The 18,906-nt window shown below is 65.5% G+C and carries 20 protein-coding genes; 9 read left to right on the top strand and 11 right to left on the bottom strand.

All coding sequences use genetic code 11. The annotated features are described in order from the left end of the window. Positions 1-6: 6 nt before the first annotated feature. Entirely contained in the window at positions 7-945 is a 939-nt protein-coding gene (locus tag ACVMB1_RS14730) for a LysR family transcriptional regulator (RefSeq protein WP_141341059.1), read from the top strand. A 4-nt stretch (positions 946-949) separates the two neighbouring features. Here the strand turns inward: ACVMB1_RS14730 and ACVMB1_RS14725 are convergent, their stop codons facing one another. Then, the gene (locus tag ACVMB1_RS14725) at positions 950-2,143 is read right to left on the bottom strand and encodes a GNAT family N-acetyltransferase (protein WP_141341058.1); all 1,194 of its coding nucleotides are present in this window, start codon (positions 2,141-2,143) and stop codon (positions 950-952) included. A 167-nt stretch (positions 2,144-2,310) separates the two neighbouring features. On the opposite strand from ACVMB1_RS14725, the gene ACVMB1_RS14720 reads away from it, so the two are divergent. Further along, positions 2,311-3,339, top strand: coding sequence for a polysaccharide deacetylase family protein (locus ACVMB1_RS14720; protein WP_057020662.1), 1,029 nt, complete (start codon positions 2,311-2,313; stop codon positions 3,337-3,339). Here ACVMB1_RS14720 and ACVMB1_RS14715 read toward each other — a convergent pair. Beyond that, a complete protein-coding gene (locus tag ACVMB1_RS14715; RefSeq protein WP_016844954.1) occupies positions 3,336-3,545 on the bottom strand; it encodes a DUF2842 domain-containing protein in 210 nt (69 codons plus the stop codon). The genes ACVMB1_RS14720 and ACVMB1_RS14715 overlap by 4 nt on opposite strands. 191 nt (positions 3,546-3,736) lie before the next feature. Here ACVMB1_RS14715 and ACVMB1_RS14710 point away from each other — a divergent pair, with 191 nt between their 5' ends. Then, positions 3,737-4,822, top strand: coding sequence for a COX15/CtaA family protein (locus ACVMB1_RS14710; protein WP_076825297.1), 1,086 nt, complete (start codon positions 3,737-3,739; stop codon positions 4,820-4,822). A gap of 21 nt (positions 4,823-4,843) precedes the next feature. Here ACVMB1_RS14710 and nadC read toward each other — a convergent pair whose 3' ends face one another. From nadC to ACVMB1_RS14670, 8 genes are all read right to left on the bottom strand, one after another. Next, positions 4,844-5,695, bottom strand: a complete 852-nt coding sequence (gene nadC / locus ACVMB1_RS14705) for a carboxylating nicotinate-nucleotide diphosphorylase (RefSeq protein WP_057020660.1) — start codon at positions 5,693-5,695, stop codon at positions 4,844-4,846. Further along, complete coding sequence (locus tag ACVMB1_RS14700) at positions 5,692-7,242, bottom strand: L-aspartate oxidase (protein WP_456814439.1); 1,551 nt, start codon at positions 7,240-7,242, stop codon at positions 5,692-5,694. The genes nadC and ACVMB1_RS14700 overlap by 4 nt, the downstream gene beginning before the upstream one ends. Next, positions 7,239-8,225, bottom strand: coding sequence for a quinolinate synthase NadA (gene nadA / locus ACVMB1_RS14695; RefSeq protein WP_057020659.1), 987 nt, complete (start codon positions 8,223-8,225; stop codon positions 7,239-7,241). Before nadA ends, ACVMB1_RS14700 begins: the two co-directional genes overlap by 4 nt. A 54-nt stretch (positions 8,226-8,279) precedes the next feature. Then, a complete protein-coding gene (locus ACVMB1_RS14690) occupies positions 8,280-9,131 on the bottom strand; it encodes an NUDIX hydrolase (protein WP_233475385.1) in 852 nt (283 codons plus the stop codon). Positions 9,132-9,250: 119 nt separating this feature from the next. Continuing rightward, positions 9,251-9,658 carry a hypothetical protein gene (locus tag ACVMB1_RS14685; protein ID WP_141342883.1) on the bottom strand — a complete coding sequence of 136 codons (408 nt, stop codon included), beginning with the start codon at positions 9,656-9,658 and terminating at the stop codon, positions 9,251-9,253. Between the two features lie 157 nt (positions 9,659-9,815). Continuing rightward, positions 9,816-11,096, bottom strand: coding sequence for an O-acetylhomoserine aminocarboxypropyltransferase (locus ACVMB1_RS14680; RefSeq protein ID WP_141342882.1), 1,281 nt, complete (start codon positions 11,094-11,096; stop codon positions 9,816-9,818). A 148-nt stretch (positions 11,097-11,244) separates the two neighbouring features. Then, positions 11,245-11,829, bottom strand: coding sequence for a CoA-binding protein (locus tag ACVMB1_RS14675; RefSeq protein WP_141342881.1), 585 nt, complete (start codon positions 11,827-11,829; stop codon positions 11,245-11,247). 106 nt (positions 11,830-11,935) lie between these two features. Next, on the bottom strand, positions 11,936-12,763 hold the full coding sequence (locus ACVMB1_RS14670; RefSeq protein ID WP_057020655.1) for an enoyl-CoA hydratase: 828 nt from the start codon (positions 12,761-12,763) through the stop codon (positions 11,936-11,938). 70 nt (positions 12,764-12,833) lie between these two features. Between ACVMB1_RS14670 and ACVMB1_RS14665 the strand changes: the two genes are divergently transcribed. The 5 genes from ACVMB1_RS14665 (at position 12,834) to ACVMB1_RS14645 (ending at position 16,103) form a co-directional block, all read left to right on the top strand. Further along, a complete protein-coding gene (locus ACVMB1_RS14665; RefSeq protein WP_057020654.1) occupies positions 12,834-13,262 on the top strand; it encodes a PaaI family thioesterase in 429 nt (142 codons plus the stop codon). 152 nt (positions 13,263-13,414) lie between these two features. Beyond that, positions 13,415-13,879, top strand: a complete 465-nt coding sequence (gene rplM / locus ACVMB1_RS14660) for a 50S ribosomal protein L13 (protein ID WP_016840522.1) — start codon at positions 13,415-13,417, stop codon at positions 13,877-13,879. Further along, positions 13,879-14,355, top strand: coding sequence for a 30S ribosomal protein S9 (gene rpsI, locus ACVMB1_RS14655; RefSeq protein ID WP_028333930.1), 477 nt, complete (start codon positions 13,879-13,881; stop codon positions 14,353-14,355). Before rplM ends, rpsI begins: the two co-directional genes overlap by 1 nt. 249 nt (positions 14,356-14,604) lie before the next feature. Further along, positions 14,605-15,822 (top strand): GGDEF domain-containing protein, encoded by a 1,218-nt coding sequence (locus ACVMB1_RS14650; RefSeq protein ID WP_141342879.1) that lies wholly within the window; start codon positions 14,605-14,607, stop codon positions 15,820-15,822. A 44-nt stretch (positions 15,823-15,866) separates the two neighbouring features. Continuing rightward, positions 15,867-16,103, top strand: a complete 237-nt coding sequence (locus ACVMB1_RS14645; RefSeq protein ID WP_028333932.1) for a hypothetical protein — start codon at positions 15,867-15,869, stop codon at positions 16,101-16,103. 7 nt (positions 16,104-16,110) lie between these two features. On the opposite strand, the gene ACVMB1_RS14640 is transcribed toward ACVMB1_RS14645, so the two are convergent. Then, positions 16,111-17,247, bottom strand: a complete 1,137-nt coding sequence (locus ACVMB1_RS14640; protein ID WP_141342878.1) for an AI-2E family transporter — start codon at positions 17,245-17,247, stop codon at positions 16,111-16,113. Between the two features lie 278 nt (positions 17,248-17,525). Here ACVMB1_RS14640 and ACVMB1_RS14635 point away from each other — a divergent pair, with 278 nt between their 5' ends. Beyond that, positions 17,526-18,296, top strand: a complete 771-nt coding sequence (locus ACVMB1_RS14635) for a gamma-glutamyl-gamma-aminobutyrate hydrolase family protein (protein WP_057020651.1) — start codon at positions 17,526-17,528, stop codon at positions 18,294-18,296. Positions 18,297-18,906 lie beyond the last annotated feature (610 nt).

Raw genomic sequence — 18,906 nt, 5'->3', positions numbered from 1 at the left:
CGGGCCGTGATCAGTAATCTGAAACTGCGCCAGCTGCGCCTGCTGGTCGCTCTCGACAATGAGCGCAAGTTGCAGCTCGCCGCCGAGCGGTTGAACATCACCCAATCAGCGGCATCGAAGATGCTTGCCGAAATCGAGGCGCTGGCGCGGGTTCCCTTGTTCGAGCGCACGGCGCGCGGCGTCGAACCGACGGCCTATGGATCGATCCTGATCCGTGGCGGCAAGAGCGTGCTGGCCGATCTCGACCAGGTCACCGACGAGTTCGCGGGCTACAAATCCGGTGAGCTCGGCACCGTCTCCGTTGGAACAGTCGCCAAGCCGAGCATCGACCTCGTCGTCGACGTGATCCAGTATCTCGGCGAAAAGCTGAATCGGGTGAACATCTCGCTCGATGTCAGCACCAGCCCGCCATTGATCACGCGACTGCTGGCGCTCGAGTTCGATTTCGTCGTCGCCAGGATTCCCGCCGGCATCGATCCCCGGCAATTCGACTATTACGAGATCGGCGCGGAGGAGGCGGTGCTGCTCGTTCGCGCGGAGCATCCGTTGGCCGGCCGCGAGACGGTCGAGCTGGAGGACATGGTCGACCAGCAATGGATCTGCCAGCCGCGCGAATCTTTCATGCGCCAGGCGCTCGAGAGGCTGTTCATGAGCCGCGGCGTGACGCCGCCGCGCCGGGTCATCAACACCGAGTCGTTTTTCGCCTCGGTCGGAATTGCGGCGGGCATCGACGCGATCGTGCCGGTCCCCATGCTGGTGTTCGATCTGGTCGATCCGCAGCGGTTCAAGGTGCTGCGCCTGCGCGACAGGCTGTTGTTGGAGAATTACGGCCTGATCAAGTTGCGCAAGCGTGCGCTGTCACCCGCTGCGGCACTCTTGTTCGACGCGATGAAACGGCTCGGCGTACCGAATGGCGGCGCAGAGCAGGGCGACGCGGCGAGCTGAATACTCAGCGGAACATGCTGCGCAGGTTCTGGGCAATCTCGAACAGCGCCGGATTCTGCTTGACGGCGCGCTTGGCGCGATTGATGGCCGACAGCGCACTGGCCGCCGGCTTGCCGCGCAAGCTGAGCGGAATGAAGCTGTCGACGACGGCTTCATCGTCCTTGCAGAACAGCCGCTTGTACTCGTCCGAGCCGATGCCGAGATCCAGAGCGCGGTAGTTCAGGCCGGCATGGCGATCGATGATGTCGCGCATCAGGATCAGGCCGGGGCTGAACTTGGAATTGGCCGACATCGTGTAGGTGTTGAACATCATCGAGAAGCGATGACCGTCGGACACGCCGGCGAAGATCGCGATCACTTCCTCGTCGCACTCCAGCGCGTGGATGTCGATCGCATAGCCGTTGCCGTCGGCGCGCGGCGCGAGGCAGGCGGCACGAATGAACTGCTCGATGCCCGGCTCGGCGAACACGTTCGGCAGCTTCTGCTCGGCCATGCGCTGCGGCTTGACGCGGAAGAACCAGTCGAGCAGGCGGCAGACATCGGCGCTCTCGCTCGCGACGTAATAGCGGTAGCCGGGCAGCGCCTGCAGCTTGCGCTCCTTGCCCTTGAGGCGGCGGCGGAACGAGTTGCTGATCAGCGCCGCCGGTGCCGCGCCGGGCTCGATCGCCAGCACCGGGCAGTCGTTGACCGAAGCCTGATGCGGCAGCAGCGCCAGCGGATTCGGCAGATCCCGCCAGCGCAGCGGCTGCTGGCAGAGCGCGAGCGCATCGGCGCGGGAGCGTTCGGCGATCGATCGGATCAGGGCCGCGATGTCGGCTTCCGTCGCATCGGCGGCGAAATCCTTCGCGCACAGCGCCATGTTGAAGGTCGCATGCCTGCCGCCCATGAAGCTCGCGCAGTTCGCGCCGAGGCGGGATTCGATTGCGAGCGGCAGCAGCAGCAGCGGCCGGCGTTCGCTGTCATGAGCGACGACGATGAAGGGCCGCAGGCCCTCGCGCTCGCCGACCTGGCGTTGCCAGCTGGCGAGGAAATCGAACCGCTGATAGGGCGTGTAGCTGTGCTGCGACGTCTCGAAGCCGCGCCAGGTCGCTTCGGCCGCGGTGAGATCATGAAAGATGTCGACGCCGGCGACGCGGATCGCGTTCGGCCACGCCCGCGTCTCAGCCGTCTGGCCTTCGATTGCCGCCGCCATGGTCATCTCGGAACCCGAAATTTTAGGGTATTAATTTACAGTTCTCGGCTGGGGCCGACCTTCGCAGGGAAATGTCAACAAAGAGTAAGAACAATGCCGCGGCGGTGTGCGGGAACCGCCTGACAAGGACGGGGATCTTGGCGCCGGACAGCGGGATTTTACGACGGGCCCGAATGGAGCTCGCGTATTTCAGTGGCGCCTTCAAGCTGCGGGAACGCGAGAGCGGCGGCGCCGGGGTGATCCTGCGCTTCGCCCGCGTTCGTCCCGCGCGACGCGGCCGGTTTCAGCCGCTGAAGTCTCAGGAGATCACCCCGGCTTTCCTCGATCGCACGATCCGAGCGCTGAAGCGCTGGCGGTATGACATCGTCGGGATCGACGAGGCTTGCCGCCGCGCGGTGACCTTGCCGGTGCGCCGGCGTTTTGCCTGCCTGACCATTGACGGCGCCAGCAAGGACATCGTCACCCATGCTTGGCCGGTGCTCGCCAGGCACGGCGTTCCCTTCGCGCTGTATCTGCCGACGGCCTTTCCCGATGGCGTCGGCGTGGCGTGGTGGCTGGTGCTGGAGGAAATCATCGCGCGCGAAAACCGCATCAGCATGATGATCGACGGCCGGGAGCGGCACTTCGCGATTTCAAATCTCTCGGACAAATACGAGCTGTTCGATTTCCTGTCCGGCTGGCTGCGCAAGCTGCCGCCGTCGGACCTGTCCTACGCGCTGAACGATCTCGCCAGGCGCTATTCGGCCGACGCAGCCCAATTGTCACGCAATGCGTCACTCGACTGGCAGGATCTGGCGAAGCTTGCCGCCGATCCGAACGTGACGTTCGGCAGCGCGACCGTGAACTATCCGGCGCTGTCGAGCCTCAGGGATGCCGACGCGCAGCGCGAGATGGCGATGGGCAAGGCGGTGGCCGAGAGCGCGCTTGGGCGGCAGGTCAGACATTTCGCATTCCCGTTCGGGGACCGCGATGCGTTCGGCCGTCCGCATGTCGTGATGGCCGAAGAGGCCGGCTTTGCCAGCGCGGTGTCGACCATACCAGGGGTCGTCGAGGCGCAGGGGCGCACCAACCTTCACGCGCTGCCGCGCATCGCATGGGACGGCCGCGTGCGCTCGCTGCGGATGATGCGGGTGCTGCTGTCGGGCGTGATGTTCGCGCCGGTGCGGCCGACGCGTAGCGCGCGCGACCAGGACGTTACTTAGGCGCGATCGGGCCGCGACATCCAGGCGACGATCGGCATCGCCGGCAGCACCCAGCCGAGGCCAGCGACGACGTAGAAGATCGCCTGCAGCAGCCCCGAATTGGCAAGCCAAGGCGTCTGCGCGACCGTCATGCCAAGCAGCGACCACACCACCACCAGGATCAGCAGGAAGATGGTTCCGAGCAATTTGCGGGTGCGTATGGCCATGGCGGATATGTACGACTCGTGATCCAGGGCGTTTTCGTGCGAAGCGGGCACCGGTTCGCGCAAAGAAAACGCGTCAAAACAACATTCTGGAGCTTCCTTCCGACTTGATCGGAACGAGGCTCCGGGCGGCGCTTGCGCCGCTGGCGCGGCGGACTATAAGGGGCCCGAAAATCCAATCAAGTCAGGGCGAAATGGCCGGTATTTCCGCAAAGACATCGCAGCTCCGCGCCGTCAGGGTATGGCTGGTCGCGGTGGCCGCCCTGATCGCCCTGATGGTCTTGGTCGGCGGCGCCACGCGGCTGACCGAGTCCGGCCTGTCGATTGTCGAATGGAAGCCGGTGACCGGTACGCTGCCGCCGCTGACCGAGGCGCAGTGGACCCAGGCCTTCGAGGGCTATAAGAGGATCCCGCAATATCGCGAGCTCAACGCCGGGATGACGCTCGAGCAATTCAAGACGATATTCTGGTGGGAGTGGAGCCACCGGCTGCTTGGCCGCGTGATCGGCGCGGCCTATCTGCTGCCGTTCCTGTATTTCCTGTGGCGCGGCGCGGTGAGCGGCGAACTCGGCCGGCGATTGTGGGTGATTTTCGGCCTCGGCGCGCTGCAGGGCGGCGTCGGCTGGTGGATGGTCGCGTCCGGCCTCTCGGAACGCATCGAGGTATCGCAGTATCGGCTGGCGACGCATCTGGTGCTGGCGCTCCTGATCTTCGCGGCGATCGTCTGGACGCTGCGGCGCCTGACCGACCGCCCAAGCGTGATCGCGCCGCTCAGGCTGAAGATCACGAGCGCGGTGCTGCTCGTGCTGACCTTCGTGCAGCTCTATTTCGGCGCGCTGGTCGCGGGGCTGCGCGCGGGCAGGGTTTATAATACCTGGCCCGACATCGACGGCGGCTTCATTCCGTCGGCTGACCGGCTTTGGTTCGAGACACCGTGGTGGCGCAATCTGTTCGACAACACGCTGACGGTGCAGTTCGAACATCGCATGACCGCCTATCTGCTGTTCGCGCTGGCGATCGCACATGCGATCGATGCCATGCGCGCGCGCGCCGGCGGCGCGGTGATCGCGGGGGCCTGGTGGCTGGTGGCTGCGATCACGCTGCAGGCGACGCTCGGCATTCTGACGCTGCTGCATCGGGTGCCGATCGATCTGGCGCTGACGCACCAGGCCGTCGCCATCGTCGTGCTGACACTAGCGGTGCTGCAGGCCGAGCGCTTCGCCGCGCGCCGGACCGAGCGGGATCAGCCGACCCTCGTTGCGGTCGGCCAGCCCGGTTGATCGATCAACCTCTTTGATCGATCAGGACAAATAGTCGAGCCCGATATCGAGCGCGGCCGAGCTGTGGGTCACCCAGCCGACCGAGATCAGGTCGACGCCGGTTGCGGCAATCGCTGCGGCCGTCGCCGCGGTGATGCGGCCGGAGGCTTCGGTGATCGCCTTGCCGCGCGCCATGTCGACCGCCTGGCTGAGCTGCTCGGTCGTCATGTTGTCGAGCAGCACCGCGTCGACGCCGAGCGTCAGCGCCTCCTCGAGCTGCGACAGCGTGTCGACCTCGACCTCGATCTTGACGAGATGGCCGGCATTGGCCTTGGCGCGCTCGATCGCGGTGCGGATGCCGCCGGCGAGCGCGATGTGGTTGTCCTTGATGAGCACGGCATCGTCGAGGCCGAAGCGATGATTGCCGCCGCCGCCGGCGCGCACCGCATATTTCTCCAGCGCACGCAGTCCCGGCGTGGTCTTGCGGGTGCAGACGATCTGCGCGCGGGTGCCCGCCACGGCCTTGACCAGCGTAGCCGTTGCGGTGGCGACACCGCTCAGATGGCAGAGGAAGTTGAGCGCGGTCCGCTCGGCGGTGAGCAGGCTGCGGGCCGGGCCGTCGATGATCGCGATGACCTGGTCGGGTTCGACCGCGCTGCCGTCGGGCCGTTCGGCGCGCAGCGTGATGGCCGGCGACACCGTCTGGAAGGCTGACCGCGCGACATCGAGCCCGGCGATCACGCCGGGCTGCCGCGCCCGCATCACCAGCCGCGCCTGCTGGCCGGCCAGCACGATGGCGTCTGCGGTGATATCGCCGGCGCGGCCGAGATCCTCGCGCAAGGCGGTCTGCACGATCGGCTCATAGATCAGCGGCAGCAGGGGGGTGAGGGTCATGACAGGGCACTCCTGGCAAATGGCGTGGATTCGACGATGTCGCGCGCGGCGGCGAGTGCATCGGCGCGGGTAAGGGACGACGGAACGGCCGACGCAGCAATGTGCGGGAAATCGCTGCGGAAGTGGCCGCCGCGGCTTTCCTCACGCCGGATGGCGGCAACCGCGACCATCAATCCGACCAATGCTGCGTCGGACGCCGCACTGTGACCGCATGCGAGTGGATAGAGGCTGCGGATCGCGCGGGCGATCCCGTCGCGGTCGCGCAGGACGCCGAGGCCCTGGGTGAGGATCGGTCGCACGGCGGAGGGATCGGAAGCCTGTGGCATCGCGTCGTCGCGCAGCATGGCGCGCGGGCCCGCACTCACGCTTTCGATGCTCTCGGCGACCCAGCGCGCGCAGACGATCGCTTCCATCAGCGAATTGCTGGCGAGCCGGTTGGCGCCGTGCAACCCGGTGCGCGCGGCCTCGCCGCAGGCCCACAGGCCCTGCACCGTGCTGCGGCCAAAACCGTCAACCGTGATGCCGCCCATGTGGTAGTGAACCGCCGGCCGGATCGGGATCGGATCATGGGCGGGATCGATGCCGGCCATCTTGCAGAACGCGCTGATCACGGGATACCGCTGCGCAAACTCCGCGCCCGGATGTTGGCGCGCGTCGAGGAAGGTGCGATGCCCCGCGGCGCGGTGGCGCCACACGGCGCGCGCGACGATGTCGCGTGGCGCAAGCTCGGCGCCGGGCTGATCGGCCATGAAGCGCTCGCCGGTCTCGTCGATCAACACCGCGCCATCGCCACGGATCGCCTCGGTCAGCAGCGGCATCGGGCGCGACGGCCCGTCGAACGCGGTCGGATGAAACTGGACGAACTCGATGTCCGACAGTTTTGCGCCGGCATGTGCGGCAAGCGCGAGCCCCTGGCCGAAACATCCGCCGGGATTGGTGCTGTCGGCGAACAGCCCGCCGATGCCGCCGGTTGCGATCACGACGCGGTTGGTTGCGATCGTCAGCGCGCCGCTTGCGTTGGCTGCAAGCACGCCCCTGACCGCATTGTCCTCGACGATCAGCCGGCGCGCCTCGACGCCTTCCAGCAGCGTGATCGATGGTGTGCGCCGGACCGCCGCGATCAGCGCGCGCATGATCTCGCGTCCGGTACCGTCGCCGGTGGCGTGCACGATGCGGTTGCGGCGGTGTGCGGCCTCGAGCCCGAGGCGCCAGCTGCCGTCGGCGTGGCGGTCGAAGGCGACGCCGAGCCTCGCCAGCTGCTCGACGGCGGCGGGCGCGGCGTGGACGATCCGGCTCGCGGCGGCCGCGTCGCAAAGGCCGGCGCCGGCCGCGAGCGTATCGGCGAGATGCAGGGCAGGGCTGTCATCTGCGCCGACCGGCGCCGCAAGGCCGCCCTGAGCCCACATGCTGGAAGCTTCCGCGCCGAGCGGCGACTTCGACAGCAGCACGACCGGCTCGGGGGCGAGCTGAAGCGCGGTCATCAGCCCGGCGGCACCGCCGCCGATGATCACCGGGCGGCCGTTGAGATCGGAGATATCGATGCTCATATCGCCAGCATCCTTTCGACGCTCTTGCGCGCGCGATCAGCGATCGCGGAGTCGATGGTGACCTCGTGCTGGTTGGTCTCCAGCGCGTGACGGATGTTCTTCAGCGTGATCCGCTTCATGTGCGGACAGAGATTGCAGGGGCGGACGAAGTCGACACCGGGATTTAGCGCGGCGATGTTGTCGCTCATCGAGCATTCCGTCAGCAGCACGACGCGCGGCGGACGTTTGGTCTCGACGAACGACTGCATCGCAGCCGTCGACCCGGCAAAGTCCGCTTCGGCGACCACCTCGGGCGGGCATTCCGGGTGCGCCAGGATGGTGACATCGGGATGATCCTCGCGCAGCTGACGCACGTCATCGGCGGTGAACAACTCGTGCACCTCGCAGTGGCCCTTCCAGGCGATGATCTTCTTGCTGGTCTGCTTGGCGATGTTCTGCGCCAGATATTCATCCGGGAGCATGATGACGCGCTCGGCGCCGAGCGATTCAACCACCTTCAGCGCATTGCCCGACGTGCAGCAGATGTCGGACTCGGCCTTCACCGCGGTCGAGGTGTTGACATAGGCGACGACCGGTGCGTCCGGGTAGCGCGCGCGCATCAGCCGCACGTCCTGCGCGGTGATGGAATCCGCCAGCGAGCAACCGGCCTTGAGGTCGGGGATCAGCACGGTCTTGGCCGGATTGAGTAGCTTCGCGGTCTCGGCCATGAAGTGCACGCCCGCGAGCACGATGACATCGGCATCGACCTTGGTTGCTTCGCGCGCGAGCAACAGGCTGTCGCCGACGATATCGGCGACGCCGTGGAAGATCTCCGGCGTCTGGTAATTATGCGCCAGTACCACCGCGTTGCGGCGGCGTTTCAGCGCGAGGATCGCATCGACGTCCTCGGCGAACGTGGCCCATTCGAACGGCGGGATGACGCGTTTGACGCGCTCATAAAGCGGCGCGGTGCGGGTGAGCAGATCGGTATCGAGCGCAACCATTTATACTCTCCGTGAGCATAAGATGGCTTATACTTATCCTGAGCATAAGGCGTGTCAAGTGCGCGAAAGCGGGAGCTTGGTGCCGGCGACGGCCCGTTCGGCCAGCACGGCATGGCGGAAGCGGAACAGCTTGGCCGGCCGGCCGACGGTATCGGCGGCCATTGCGCCAGTCTCTTCAACGAGTTCCTGCTGCTCGATCAGCCGGCGGAAGTTCTGCTTGTGGACCAGCCGGCCTGCGAGCGCCTCAACACTGCGTTGCAGTTGCAGCAGGGTGAACTCGGCCGGCATCAGCTCGAATACCACGGGACGGTATTTGATCTTGGCGCGCAGCCGCGCGATCCCGGTCGCGAGAATGCGGCGATGATCCGCCGTCATCGGCTTGCCCGGCACGACCGGCGCCTCGCGGGCATGCCCGCGTCCGGCTTCCGGGATCAGCGCGGCCTCGTAGAGCAGCTCATAGCGTTGCAGCACCAGCTCTTCGTTCCAGTCGCGATCGTCGAGTCCAAAAGTGATGGCGCAACGCTGCCAACGCTCGCGCTGCAGCGTTGGCGACGGCGCCGCCTTCGCCCACGTTTTGAGCTTCGGCGCGATCGTCTTGGCCAGGAAGGCCGGCGCGCCGGCGCGATGATCCTCCCAGGGGAAGTAGTCGTACCAGCCGGACCAGTGCGCCTCAAAGCCTTCGCCGACACGATCCTCGCGGGTCAGGCCGAGATAGCTGATCGAGACGCTGTGCGGCCCCTTGGCATCGCCGGAGCGGCCGCGGTCGGCAAAGGTGTAGAGCTGCTCGACATAGCCGAGCGGGTGGCCGGTCTGCGCTTCGACCCAGGCCCGCAGCGCGGTCTGCAGCGAGCGATGGGTGAACTCGAACGGGCCGCTCGGCAGCGCGGAGCCGCCGGCGATGGTCATGATCTTGGGCGTGCCCTCGGTGACGGCGACCAGCACCGCGACGAGATCGGCGGTCACCGCGTTCCCCGAAGCCGGTGCGCTGGATTTCTGCGGCGATCTGGCCACCCGATCGGTCCGCGCTAGCAGTAGCCGTAGACGCCACAGGCGTAGGGCAGGCGGTCCCAATAGGTCACATAGGCACCGCCGTAGTACGGGCCGAAATAGTTGTAGGAGTGCCAGTTGCCGTAATAGCCGGGCAGCGACGACGACCCCGGCAGCAGCGGCTCGCCGGGCACGAACGGGATATACGGCTCGGAATTGAGCGGGATCACCACGGGCTGCTCGACGATCACGAGCTGGCGTCCGCGCCGCACATAGGTCGGCGATGTGATCGTGGTGCGGTAGGCGTAATGCCGGTGCGGCAGGCCCGCCGGCAGCTGGCGCGCGGCCTTGACGGTCGCGCTCTTGGCGACGGCCGGGCCGTCGGCGGCGTCAGCAGGCGGGATCGCAAACAATGCGATCGCGAGCGGCAATGTCCAGCGCAGCATCAATGGTCTCCCGAATCATCCGGAGCCTATCACTGCCACTTTAAGCCGGATTGAACGTTAACGAGAGGCCCGTCGGTATTAAGCGTTAACGGGAGGCCCGCCGCCTTGGGCAAGCTGCCGGAGCGATGCGGCGCACCGCTCCGGAACAATTGCGGGATCAGGCGCGCAGGGCCTGGTCGAGGTCGGCGATCAGGTCTTCCTTGTCCTCGATGCCGATCGAAAGCCGCACCACCTCGGGCGCCGCGCCCGACCTCACCTTGGCGGCGTCGTCGAGCTGGCTGTGGGTGGTGGAGGCCGGATGGATCACCAGCGAGCGGGTGTCGCCGACATTGGCGAGATGCGAGAACAGCTGCAGGTTCGACACCAGATTGACGCCGGCGTCATAGCCGCCCTTAAGGCTAAACGTGAACACCGCCCCGGCTCCCTTCGGCGCATATTTGCGCTGCAAGGCGTTGTACCTGTCGCCGGGCAGGCCGGCATAGTTCACCGCCGACACGGCGGGGTGGGTGGAGAGGAATTCCGCCACCGCCTTGGCGTTGTCGCAGTGCTTCTGCATGCGCAGCGGCAGCGTCTCGATGCCGGTCAGGATCATGAAGGCGTTGAACGGCGACAGCGCGGGGCCGAGGTCGCGCAGGCCGAGCACGCGGCAGGCGATCGCGAAGGCGAAGTTGCCGAAGGTCTCCTGGATCCGGATGCCGTGATATTCCGGGCGCGGCTCGCTCAGCATCGGATATTTGTTGTCCTTCGACCAGTCGAAGGTGCCGGCATCGACGATGATGCCGCCGAGTGAGTTGCCGTGACCGCCGAGGAACTTGGTCAGGGAGTGCACGACGATGTCGGCGCCGTGGTCGATCGGCTTGATCAGATAGGGCGAGGCCAGCGTGTTGTCGACGATCAGCGGCACGCCGGCCTTGCGCGCAACGGCCGCGATCGCCTCGATATCGGTGATGCTGCCGGCCGGGTTGGCGATCGACTCGATGAAGATCGCCTTGGTGTGCGGCGTCACCGCGCGCTCGAAGCTTTCGATCTCATCTGGGTCGGCCCAGGCCACGTTCCAGCCGAACGCCTTGAAGGCGTGCGTGAACTGGTTGATCGAGCCGCCATAGAGCTTGCGTGCCGCGATGATCTCATCGCCGGGCTTCAACAGCTGCTGCAGCACGACGACCTGCGCCGCGTGACCGGAAGCGACGGCGAGCGCCGCGGTGCCGCCTTCGAGGGCTGCGACACGTTCCTCGAGCACGGCATTGGTCGGGTTGCCGATGCGGGTATAGATGTTGCCGAAAGCCTGCAGGCCGAACAGCGAGGCCGCGTGGTCGGCATCGTTGAAGACGAATGACGTGGTCTGGTAGATCGGTGTCGCCCGCGCGCCGGTGGTGGGATCAGGCTGCGCGCCGGCGTGCACGGCGAGGGTGGAAAATCCCGGAAGGCGATCGGTCATTCTTTAGTATCCTGTTGTGGTCTGGTCGAAACGCGCGGCATGCTGATGGCGACGGCGCCCGCCGTCAAGCGAGTTGGGCGCATCGCCAGTTTTTGGAGGGGCATCCCGCGCTATACCGGATGATCGCAGCGATTATTCCGCCGCGATGTCAGGTCGTCTCGGTCTTGTTCTTTGCCGCGCGGTCGGACGCCGCGGTCTGTCCGCCGCCGAAGCTCGTGCGATTGAGCGACAGCCGCATGCCCTGCGTCGGGATCGGCGCACGCTTGGAACTCAGCGTGCGCGAGTTGACGCCCATCCACGAGATCTCCGACGACAGCCGGCCATACTCGATCTTCGGGCAGCGGTTCATCACCACTTTGAGGCCCGCGGCTTCCGCCTTCTCGGCCGCGGCGTCGTCGCGTGCGCCAAGCTGCATCCAGATCACCTTCGGCGGCGTTGACAATTTCAGCGCCTCCTCGACCACGGGCATGATGTGGCTTGAATTGCGGAAGATGTCGATCATGTCGATCGGCCGATCGATGTCCGCAAGCGAGGCGATGAACGGCTTGCCCATCAGCGTCTTGCCGACATGGCCGGGGTTGACCGGGATCATGTCGTAGCCGCGCTGCGCCAGATATTTGAACGCGAAATAGCTCGGCCGCACATTGACCGGCGAGGCGCCGACCATCGCGATGGTCTTGACGTTGTTCAGAATGCTGCGGATGTAATTGTCGTCGTAGGCGTCGTGATTCATTTTTCTTCCGGGTTTGTCATTCCGGGGCTCGCGCAGCGAGAACCCGGAATCTCGAGATTCCGGGTCTGGTGCTAATGCACCATCCCGGAATGACGACCTCAGGTCGTCACTTGTCCTGCCACTTCGGATCGCGCTTCTCGATGAAGGCACCGATGCCTTCCTCGGCGTCGCGCGCCATCATGTTTTCGGTCATCACCTCGGCGGCGAAGCGATAGGCATCGGCGAGGTTCATCTCGGCCTGGCGATAGAACGCTTCCTTGCCGAGCTTGACGGTGTAGGCCGATTTCAGCGCGACCTTCTCGGCCAGCGCGATCGCGGCGTCGCGTTCGGTGCCAGCGGATACCACGCGGTTGACGAGGCCGATGCTCTGCGCCGTTGCCGCCGAGACCGGCTCTCCGGTCAGCAGCATCTCCATGGCCTGTTTGCGCGGCACGTTGCGCGACAGCGCCACCATCGGCGTCGAGCAGAACAGCCCGATGTCGACGCCCGGCGTCGCGAACGCCGCCGCTTCGGAGGCGACCGCGAGGTCGCAACTTGCGACGAGCTGGCAGCCGGCCGCGGTGGCGATGCCCTGGATGGATGCGACCACCGGCTTCGGCAGGCGCACGATGGCCTGCATCATCGCGCTGCAGGCGTTCATGATTTGCGCGAAATAGGCGCGGCCGCGGTCGGCATCGCTACGGCGCGCGGTAAGCTCCTTGAGGTCGTGGCCGGCGCAGAACGCCGGGCCTTTGGCGGCGAGCACGACGGCGCGGATGCGCTTGTCGCCGCCGACATCGTTCAGGGCGGCGTGCAGCTCGGCGATCAGGCCCTCGGAGAGGCTGTTGCGCGCTCCGGGGCGATTGAGCGTCAGTAGCGCGATACTGCCGACGGTCTCGCGCAGCAGGATCGGCTGGTGTTGCGGCGCTTCGGCGCGGGCGGCTTGGGCGGACATGCTGAAATTCCACTTTGGTCTCTGTGACAACTTAATGTAACAGGCAGGCTGAAGCGAGGGCAGGGACGGCATGGCGACTGCGAAAATGAGCGTGGCTGACGTGGAGGAGTTCCTGCGGAGGGAATTCCCGCAGGCGTTCGTCTACGACGATGTCCGGATCGAAAGCGCCGACGGCGAGACGGCCCTGCTGCGCCAGCGCTTCAGCGAGCGCATGCTGCGGCCTGGCGGTACGGTGTCCGGGCCGACCCTGATGGGCCTGGCGGATTTCGCGATGTACGTGGTGCTGCTGTCGGCGATCGGGCCGGTTGGCCTTGCCGTGACCACCAACCTCAACATCAACTTCCTGCGCAAGGGTCAGCCGGGGCAGGACGTACTTGCGGTGGCGAGGCTGCTCAAGCTCGGCAAGCGGCTCGCGGTCGGCGAGGTCAACCTGCTGTCCGGCTCGTCTCCCGATCCCATCGCCCATGTCACGGCGACCTATTCCATTCCAAATCAATAGGCTTTTCTACGGTATTATTGCACCATAATTGCAAGCCATTGTTTTTTCTGATGTAATTTGAGCGCGTGGGCGTTGACGCGCGATCGCGGCTTCTCTAGAAAGCTGCCAGTTCGGCGCATACGGCGCCGATTTCTTTTTCACGGATTTCACACATGAGCACGTTCTCGGCCAAGCCCGCCGAAGTGACGAAGAAGTGGGTCGTGATCGACGCCAAGGGTCTGGTCGTCGGTCGTCTCGCCACGCTCGTCGCGATGCGCCTGCGCGGCAAACACCTGCCCACCTACACCCCGCATGTCGATTGCGGCGACAACGTCATCATCGTCAACGCCGCGCATGTGGTGCTGACCGGTCGCAAGCGCGACCAGAAGACCTACTACAAGCACACCGGCTTCATCGGTGGCATCAAGGAGCGCACCGCGAAGCAGATCCTCGAGGGTCGCTTCCCCGAGCGCGTCGTCGAGAAGGCGATCGAGCGCATGATCCCGCGTGGTCCGCTCGGCCGCATGCAGATGGGCAATCTGCGCGTCTATCCGGGTGCCGATCATCCGCATGAAGCGCAGAGCCCCGAGAAGGTCGATATCGCTTCCCTGAATCGCAAGAACACGAGGGCCGCATAATGTCCGATACGTTGCAGTCCCTCGACCAGCTCTCGCAGGTCAAGCCGGCCGCTCCCGACGCGCCGAAATACGTCAAGAAGGTCGACAAGTACAACCGCGCTTACGCCACCGGCAAGCGCAAGGACGCGGTCGCCCGCGTCTGGGTCAAGCCGGGCTCCGGCAAGATCTCGGTCAACACCCGCGAGTTCGAGGTCTACTTCGCCCGCCCTGTGCTGCGCATGATGATCCAGCAGCCGCTGGTCGCTGCCGCCCGTAACGGCCAGTATGACGTGATCTGCACCGTCGCCGGCGGCGGTCTCTCCGGCCAGGCCGGTGCTGTCCGCCACGGCATCTCGAAGGCGCTCACCAACTTCGAGCCCGAGCTGCGCGGCGTCCTCAAGAAGGGCGGCTTCCTGACCCGCGACAGCCGCTCGGTCGAGCGCAAGAAGTACGGCAAGGCGAAGGCCCGCAAGTCCTTCCAGTTCTCGAAGCGCTAATTCGAGTTCTAAAATTCGCGGCAATTGCCGCGGGCATCGAGTTGCAGAGGGCGCCGCGAGGCGCCCTTTTTGCTGCGTCCGACCGGCGATGCTTCTGCGCGAATTAGCGCAGTTTTTCATGAAAACTTGCGTGTGCGTGCAAACGAAATTGGAACTCGCACCTTCTAGCTTGCGGGCTCGCAATGGCGCTGCATCACCGTATTTATTTGCGCCTGCGAACGTTGCATCACACCGGGCTGGGGTGAGTTTATGTCGTTCGATCCATCGACACTTTATTTGTTCGCCACCATGGTCGCGGGCATGCTCGGCGCCATGCTGTGGTTGTTCGGCAGGCAGGAGAACATTTCCGCGCTGAAATGGTGGGGCACCGCCTATCTGCTCGGCGCGGCCTCGGTCGCGGTCTGGACGGTCGGCAGTTCGACGCTCGATCCGATGGTTCTGCTGGGCCTCAATGCGATCGGCTTCGCCGCCTGCGGCCTGGTCTGGAATGCCGCGCGCATTTTCCACGGCCGCAAGGCCAATTTGCTGGGCCTCGTGCTCGGCCCGATCGCATGGATCGGGGCGGTGACGACGGTTGAGGATCCCGCGATGCGCCTGACGATCGGTGCCGGGATCGTCGCGATCTACGCCGCGCTGACCGCATCAGAACTGTGGAGCGAGCGCCGCCGCGCGATGCAACGGCGCTGGCTTGCGATCGTCATCCCGGTCGCGCACGGTTGCGTCCTGATGCTGCCGATCCTGGTCGGCGACCTGCTGCGACTGAACGGCCAGAATTTCGTCTCCAGCTTTTGGGTCACGCTGTTTTCGATCGAACTCGTGCTGTACGCGATCGGCACGGTGTTCGTGATCTTCATGATGGTGTCGGACCGCGCGGTGGCCGTGCACAAGACGGCCGCGTCGATCGACCCCCTGAGCGGCATGCTCAACCGCCGCGGCTTCACCGAGGCCTGCGCACGGGTGATCGAGCGCGAGTCCGTTGCCGGCCGGCCGGTCACCGTGATGATCTTCGACATCGATCACTTCAAGTCAATCAACGACCGCTTCGGCCATCCCGCGGGTGACGAGATCCTGAAGCTGTTCTCCGCTGTCGTGGTCAACAGCCTCAGGATCAGCGATCTGTCGGGCCGGATCGGCGGCGAGGAATTCGCGGCGCTACTGCCGTGCTCGCTGGAGGAGGGTGTGCTGGTCGCCGAGCGCGTGCGCGAAGCCTTCGAGAACAGCAACATCACCTGCGAGGAAGGCGCGGTCGACACCACGGTCAGCATCGGCGTCGCAGGCGGTCCCGCCGGCACCGAGCTCGAGGTGCTGTTGGCCTCGGCCGACACCGCGCTCTACCAGGCCAAGCGCGGCGGCCGCAACCGCGTCGAGGCAGCGGAGGAATTGCCGCTCTCGCTGGAGAACTGGCGGCGCAAGACCGCGGGCCTGCCGGCTTCGGCGCGGCAAAAGTCGGCGAGCGTCCGGGCATGAGTGCGGTAACGAGTGGTTAACCATTCGATCCCATGCTTTCGGGCATGGAGTCGATCCGCACCCGCAATCCGCAGTCAGCCCTGATGTCGCTCGAAGCCGACGCGGTTTCGGCGCGCAGCGGTTTCGCCTGCCTGTTCTCGGACTCGCATGAATACGAGACCGCGCTGATCGCCGAACGGCGCGCGCAGGGGCGATACCAGCCGCCAAAGAGTCGCTGGCCGATGGTGATGCTGGCCGGCGTGATGCTGATGGTCGCGGGAACGGTGCTGCTGCTCTCCTGACGTGCGGTCACGCGGCCCGCGCCGGATCCTCCGTCTTGAAGTGGTCGATCATCACCTTGGCGATCGCCATCAGCGGCAGCGCCAGCGCCAGCCCCCAGATGCCGAACACGACGCCGAGCAGGATCTGGAACGCGAACAGCGTGGCCGGCGGGATGTCGAGCGCCTGGCGCTGGATGATCGGCGTCAGCACGTAGCTTTCCAGCGCGTGGACGCCGAGGAACAGGATGAAGGCCGACAGCGCCGCGATCCATCCGGTCGCAAGGCTCGCGAGCACCACGATCAGCCCGCCGAGGATCGCACCGACCGTCGGAATGAAGGCGAGCAGGCCGGCCTGGATGCCGAGGATGAACGAGCTCGGAATGCCGATGATGGCAAGCCCGATCCAGGTGACGAGGAATACCGCCGTCATCGTGATGATCTGCGCGATCAGCCAGCGCTCCAGTGTCTCGCCGATGCGGTCGACGATGATGGTCGCCTGCGCGCGGTACTTGACCGGCGCGATGAACAACAGCCCGGCGCGGTAGATGCTGGGCTGGGCCGCGAAGGCGAGCCCGAGAAACAGCACGATGAAGAAGTTGCCGACGACGCTGACGGTGCCGAGTAGCACCTTCAGCGTCTGGCTGATGATGGCGCCGCCGCTTGAGGCCAGCGCGCCGGCGCCGGGGATGCCATGGGACTGCGACGATGGGGGCGTCGTTGTCGTCGTCGTCACGGCGGTGCCTTCGCCCTTTGCCTCGCCCGCGGCATTGGTGAAATCGAGATAGCTGGTGTCGACCCCGTGCTGTTCGAGGAAGTCCTTGACGCTGCCGAGCTGCGATTTGATCGTGTTGCTCAGCACCGTGGCCTGCTGCGCGATCGTGGTGCCGCCGAGGAACACGATGCCGGACAGCAGCCCGGCCATCGCCAGGCAGACGATCGCAAGCCGCAACGCGTGGGGCAGCTTGGTCAGCCGGCCGAGCAGGGTGGTCATGGCATTGAGGGCGACCCCGAGCAGCATGCCGGCGAACAGCAGGAACAAGGTCGCGGCAAAATGCCAGGCGAAGGTCAGCAGGGCAGCGAACAGTACCACGCCGATGCCGCCGACGGCGATCGCCCATGCCAAGTCGTTGCGGGCCTGCAGGCGATTGTCAGCCGAGTCTGTCACGGGTGATTCCCCCTTCGCGACGGTGTTTCGAGCAGTCTTTGGCGAAAACCCCGCCGGGATCAAGCTGGCGGGGCCGTGCCGGTTCGCCGCTGACGGGGTGCGGGGCCGGGCGCGATCGGTGGGCGTCTGGCCGGCTTTGGGTCCCGAGGGGCGCGAATCTGTGCAGGACTGCAAGCCCCCCTGTGCAGATATAGACAGTTGATCCGGCGGGAACTCGAAGGCATGATCGTCTCCGCAACGTCGCAAACTTAGAAGAATCATTGCGCGAGACTTCAATAATGAGACGGCCCGTGGTCGGCGTGATCGGAAACGCCCATCGCATCGAAAATCGTTTCACAGTCCAGATGGTCGGGGAGCGCAACCTTCGCGCGGTTGCCGAGGTGTCGGGCGCGGTGCCGCTGATGTTCGCCGGCAGCCCCGAAATCACCGAGGTCAGTGCCTTGCTCGACGTGGTCGACGGCGTGGTGCTGACCGGGGCCCGCGCCAATGTTCATCCGACCCGCTTCAATACCGAACCTTGCGCCGCCCACGAGCCCTACGACATCCACCGCGACGACGTTGCGCTGGCGCTGTCGGAAGCCTGCGTCGCGCGCGGCGTGCCGATCTTCGGCATCTGCCGCGGCCTGCAGGAGATGAACGTCGCCTTCGGCGGCTCGCTGCATCCGGAGATCCGCGAGATTCCGGGCCGCATGAACCACCGGATGCCGCGGCTGGAGAACGGCGAGATCCATCCTGACCCGACCGTTGTGTTCGCCGACCGTCATGACGTCGCGCTGACACCGGGCGGCGCGTTCGCAAAAATCCTCGGCCGGGAGACCATTCGAGTCAATTCGCTGCACGGCCAGGGCATCCTCGAGCCCGGCAAGCGCGTCGTGATCGAGGGCATCGCCGAGGACGGCACCATCGAGGCGATCCGCATCGCCGATGCGCCGGGTTTTGCGCTGGGTGTGCAGTGGCACGCCGAATACGATCCGCAGCGCAATCCGATCAACCGCGCCCTGTTCGAAGCCTTCGGCGACGCGCTGCGCGAACGGCGGCGGGCGGCGTAGGACGGTTTCACCGCCACCGTCCCTGCGCGTTAATCACGACGTCGTCTCCGAAAAACGCGCTGTCGTCCCTACGAAGGCAGGGACCCATGCTCCGCGGCGGTTGTTGTGGAGGGGGACTCGTCGTTGCGGCACTGCTCAACAAGGACCGTCGGTGGTTATGGGTCCCTGCTTTCGTGTTCGGTCCCGTGTGATTGGCGAGGGCCTGGATTGGCGCCAGGTAGCCGAGGCATTTGAGGCGGGTCCGATTGTAGTCGTGGACGAACTTGGCGATGAAGGCGTCGGGTCGGTTTGTCGAACCTCGGTTCGGGAAGCCATGAAAGACGCGGGGCTTTCCTTGGCCAATCGATGAGCCGAGCGGCAGGCGAGTAGATCGTTCCTAGAACTCAGGACGTCACGAAAGCAAAGTGTGTTGTCGCCGCAACGTCACAAGAGTTCCGTTGAGCATCGCACCTGTTGGGACTTCACTGTGTGGCAAATTCCCCGTTTAATAAAGGCGGACCTGAGGCAAAGATTTTACCACCAAGACGTTCATTTAAGATCAGGTTCAAGAGGCCGCTGACCAGCGCCAGCGGCCTCTTCGTGTTGCTTCATTGATCGCAAAGTGCAGGTA

The organism is Bradyrhizobium sp. USDA 4504, from assembly GCF_054063995.1.
Note: the sequence above shows the minus strand (reverse complement) of the source record. Positions and strands in the feature narration are given on the sequence as shown.

Bases quoted from the DNA above. Each gene is read 5' to 3' on its own strand.
- nadC (WP_057020660.1), bottom strand. From the start codon at position 5,695: ATGACCCTCACCCCCCTGCTGCCGCTGATCTATGAGCCGATCGTGCAG.
- ACVMB1_RS14675 (WP_141342881.1), bottom strand. From the start codon at position 11,829: ATGAATCACGACGCCTACGACGACAATTACATCCGCAGCATTCTGAAC.
- ACVMB1_RS14725 (WP_141341058.1), bottom strand. From the start codon at position 2,143: ATGACCATGGCGGCGGCAATCGAAGGCCAGACGGCTGAGACGCGGGCG.
- rpsI (WP_028333930.1), top strand. From the start codon at position 13,879: ATGTCCGATACGTTGCAGTCCCTCGACCAGCTCTCGCAGGTCAAGCCG.
- ACVMB1_RS14720 (WP_057020662.1), top strand. From the start codon at position 2,311: ATGGAGCTCGCGTATTTCAGTGGCGCCTTCAAGCTGCGGGAACGCGAG.
- nadA (WP_057020659.1), bottom strand. From the start codon at position 8,225: ATGGTTGCGCTCGATACCGATCTGCTCACCCGCACCGCGCCGCTTTAT.
- ACVMB1_RS14665 (WP_057020654.1), top strand. From the start codon at position 12,834: ATGGCGACTGCGAAAATGAGCGTGGCTGACGTGGAGGAGTTCCTGCGG.
- rplM (WP_016840522.1), top strand. From the start codon at position 13,415: ATGAGCACGTTCTCGGCCAAGCCCGCCGAAGTGACGAAGAAGTGGGTC.
- ACVMB1_RS14635 (WP_057020651.1), top strand. From the start codon at position 17,526: ATGAGACGGCCCGTGGTCGGCGTGATCGGAAACGCCCATCGCATCGAA.
- ACVMB1_RS14710 (WP_076825297.1), top strand. From the start codon at position 3,737: ATGGCCGGTATTTCCGCAAAGACATCGCAGCTCCGCGCCGTCAGGGTA.
- ACVMB1_RS14715 (WP_016844954.1), bottom strand. From the start codon at position 3,545: ATGGCCATACGCACCCGCAAATTGCTCGGAACCATCTTCCTGCTGATC.
- ACVMB1_RS14650 (WP_141342879.1), top strand. From the start codon at position 14,605: ATGTCGTTCGATCCATCGACACTTTATTTGTTCGCCACCATGGTCGCG.
- ACVMB1_RS14645 (WP_028333932.1), top strand. From the start codon at position 15,867: ATGGAGTCGATCCGCACCCGCAATCCGCAGTCAGCCCTGATGTCGCTC.
- ACVMB1_RS14700 (WP_456814439.1), bottom strand. From the start codon at position 7,242: ATGAGCATCGATATCTCCGATCTCAACGGCCGCCCGGTGATCATCGGC.
- ACVMB1_RS14690 (WP_233475385.1), bottom strand. From the start codon at position 9,131: ATGACCATCGCCGGCGGCTCCGCGCTGCCGAGCGGCCCGTTCGAGTTC.
- ACVMB1_RS14685 (WP_141342883.1), bottom strand. From the start codon at position 9,658: ATGCTGCGCTGGACATTGCCGCTCGCGATCGCATTGTTTGCGATCCCG.
- ACVMB1_RS14670 (WP_057020655.1), bottom strand. From the start codon at position 12,763: ATGTCCGCCCAAGCCGCCCGCGCCGAAGCGCCGCAACACCAGCCGATC.
- ACVMB1_RS14680 (WP_141342882.1), bottom strand. From the start codon at position 11,096: ATGACCGATCGCCTTCCGGGATTTTCCACCCTCGCCGTGCACGCCGGC.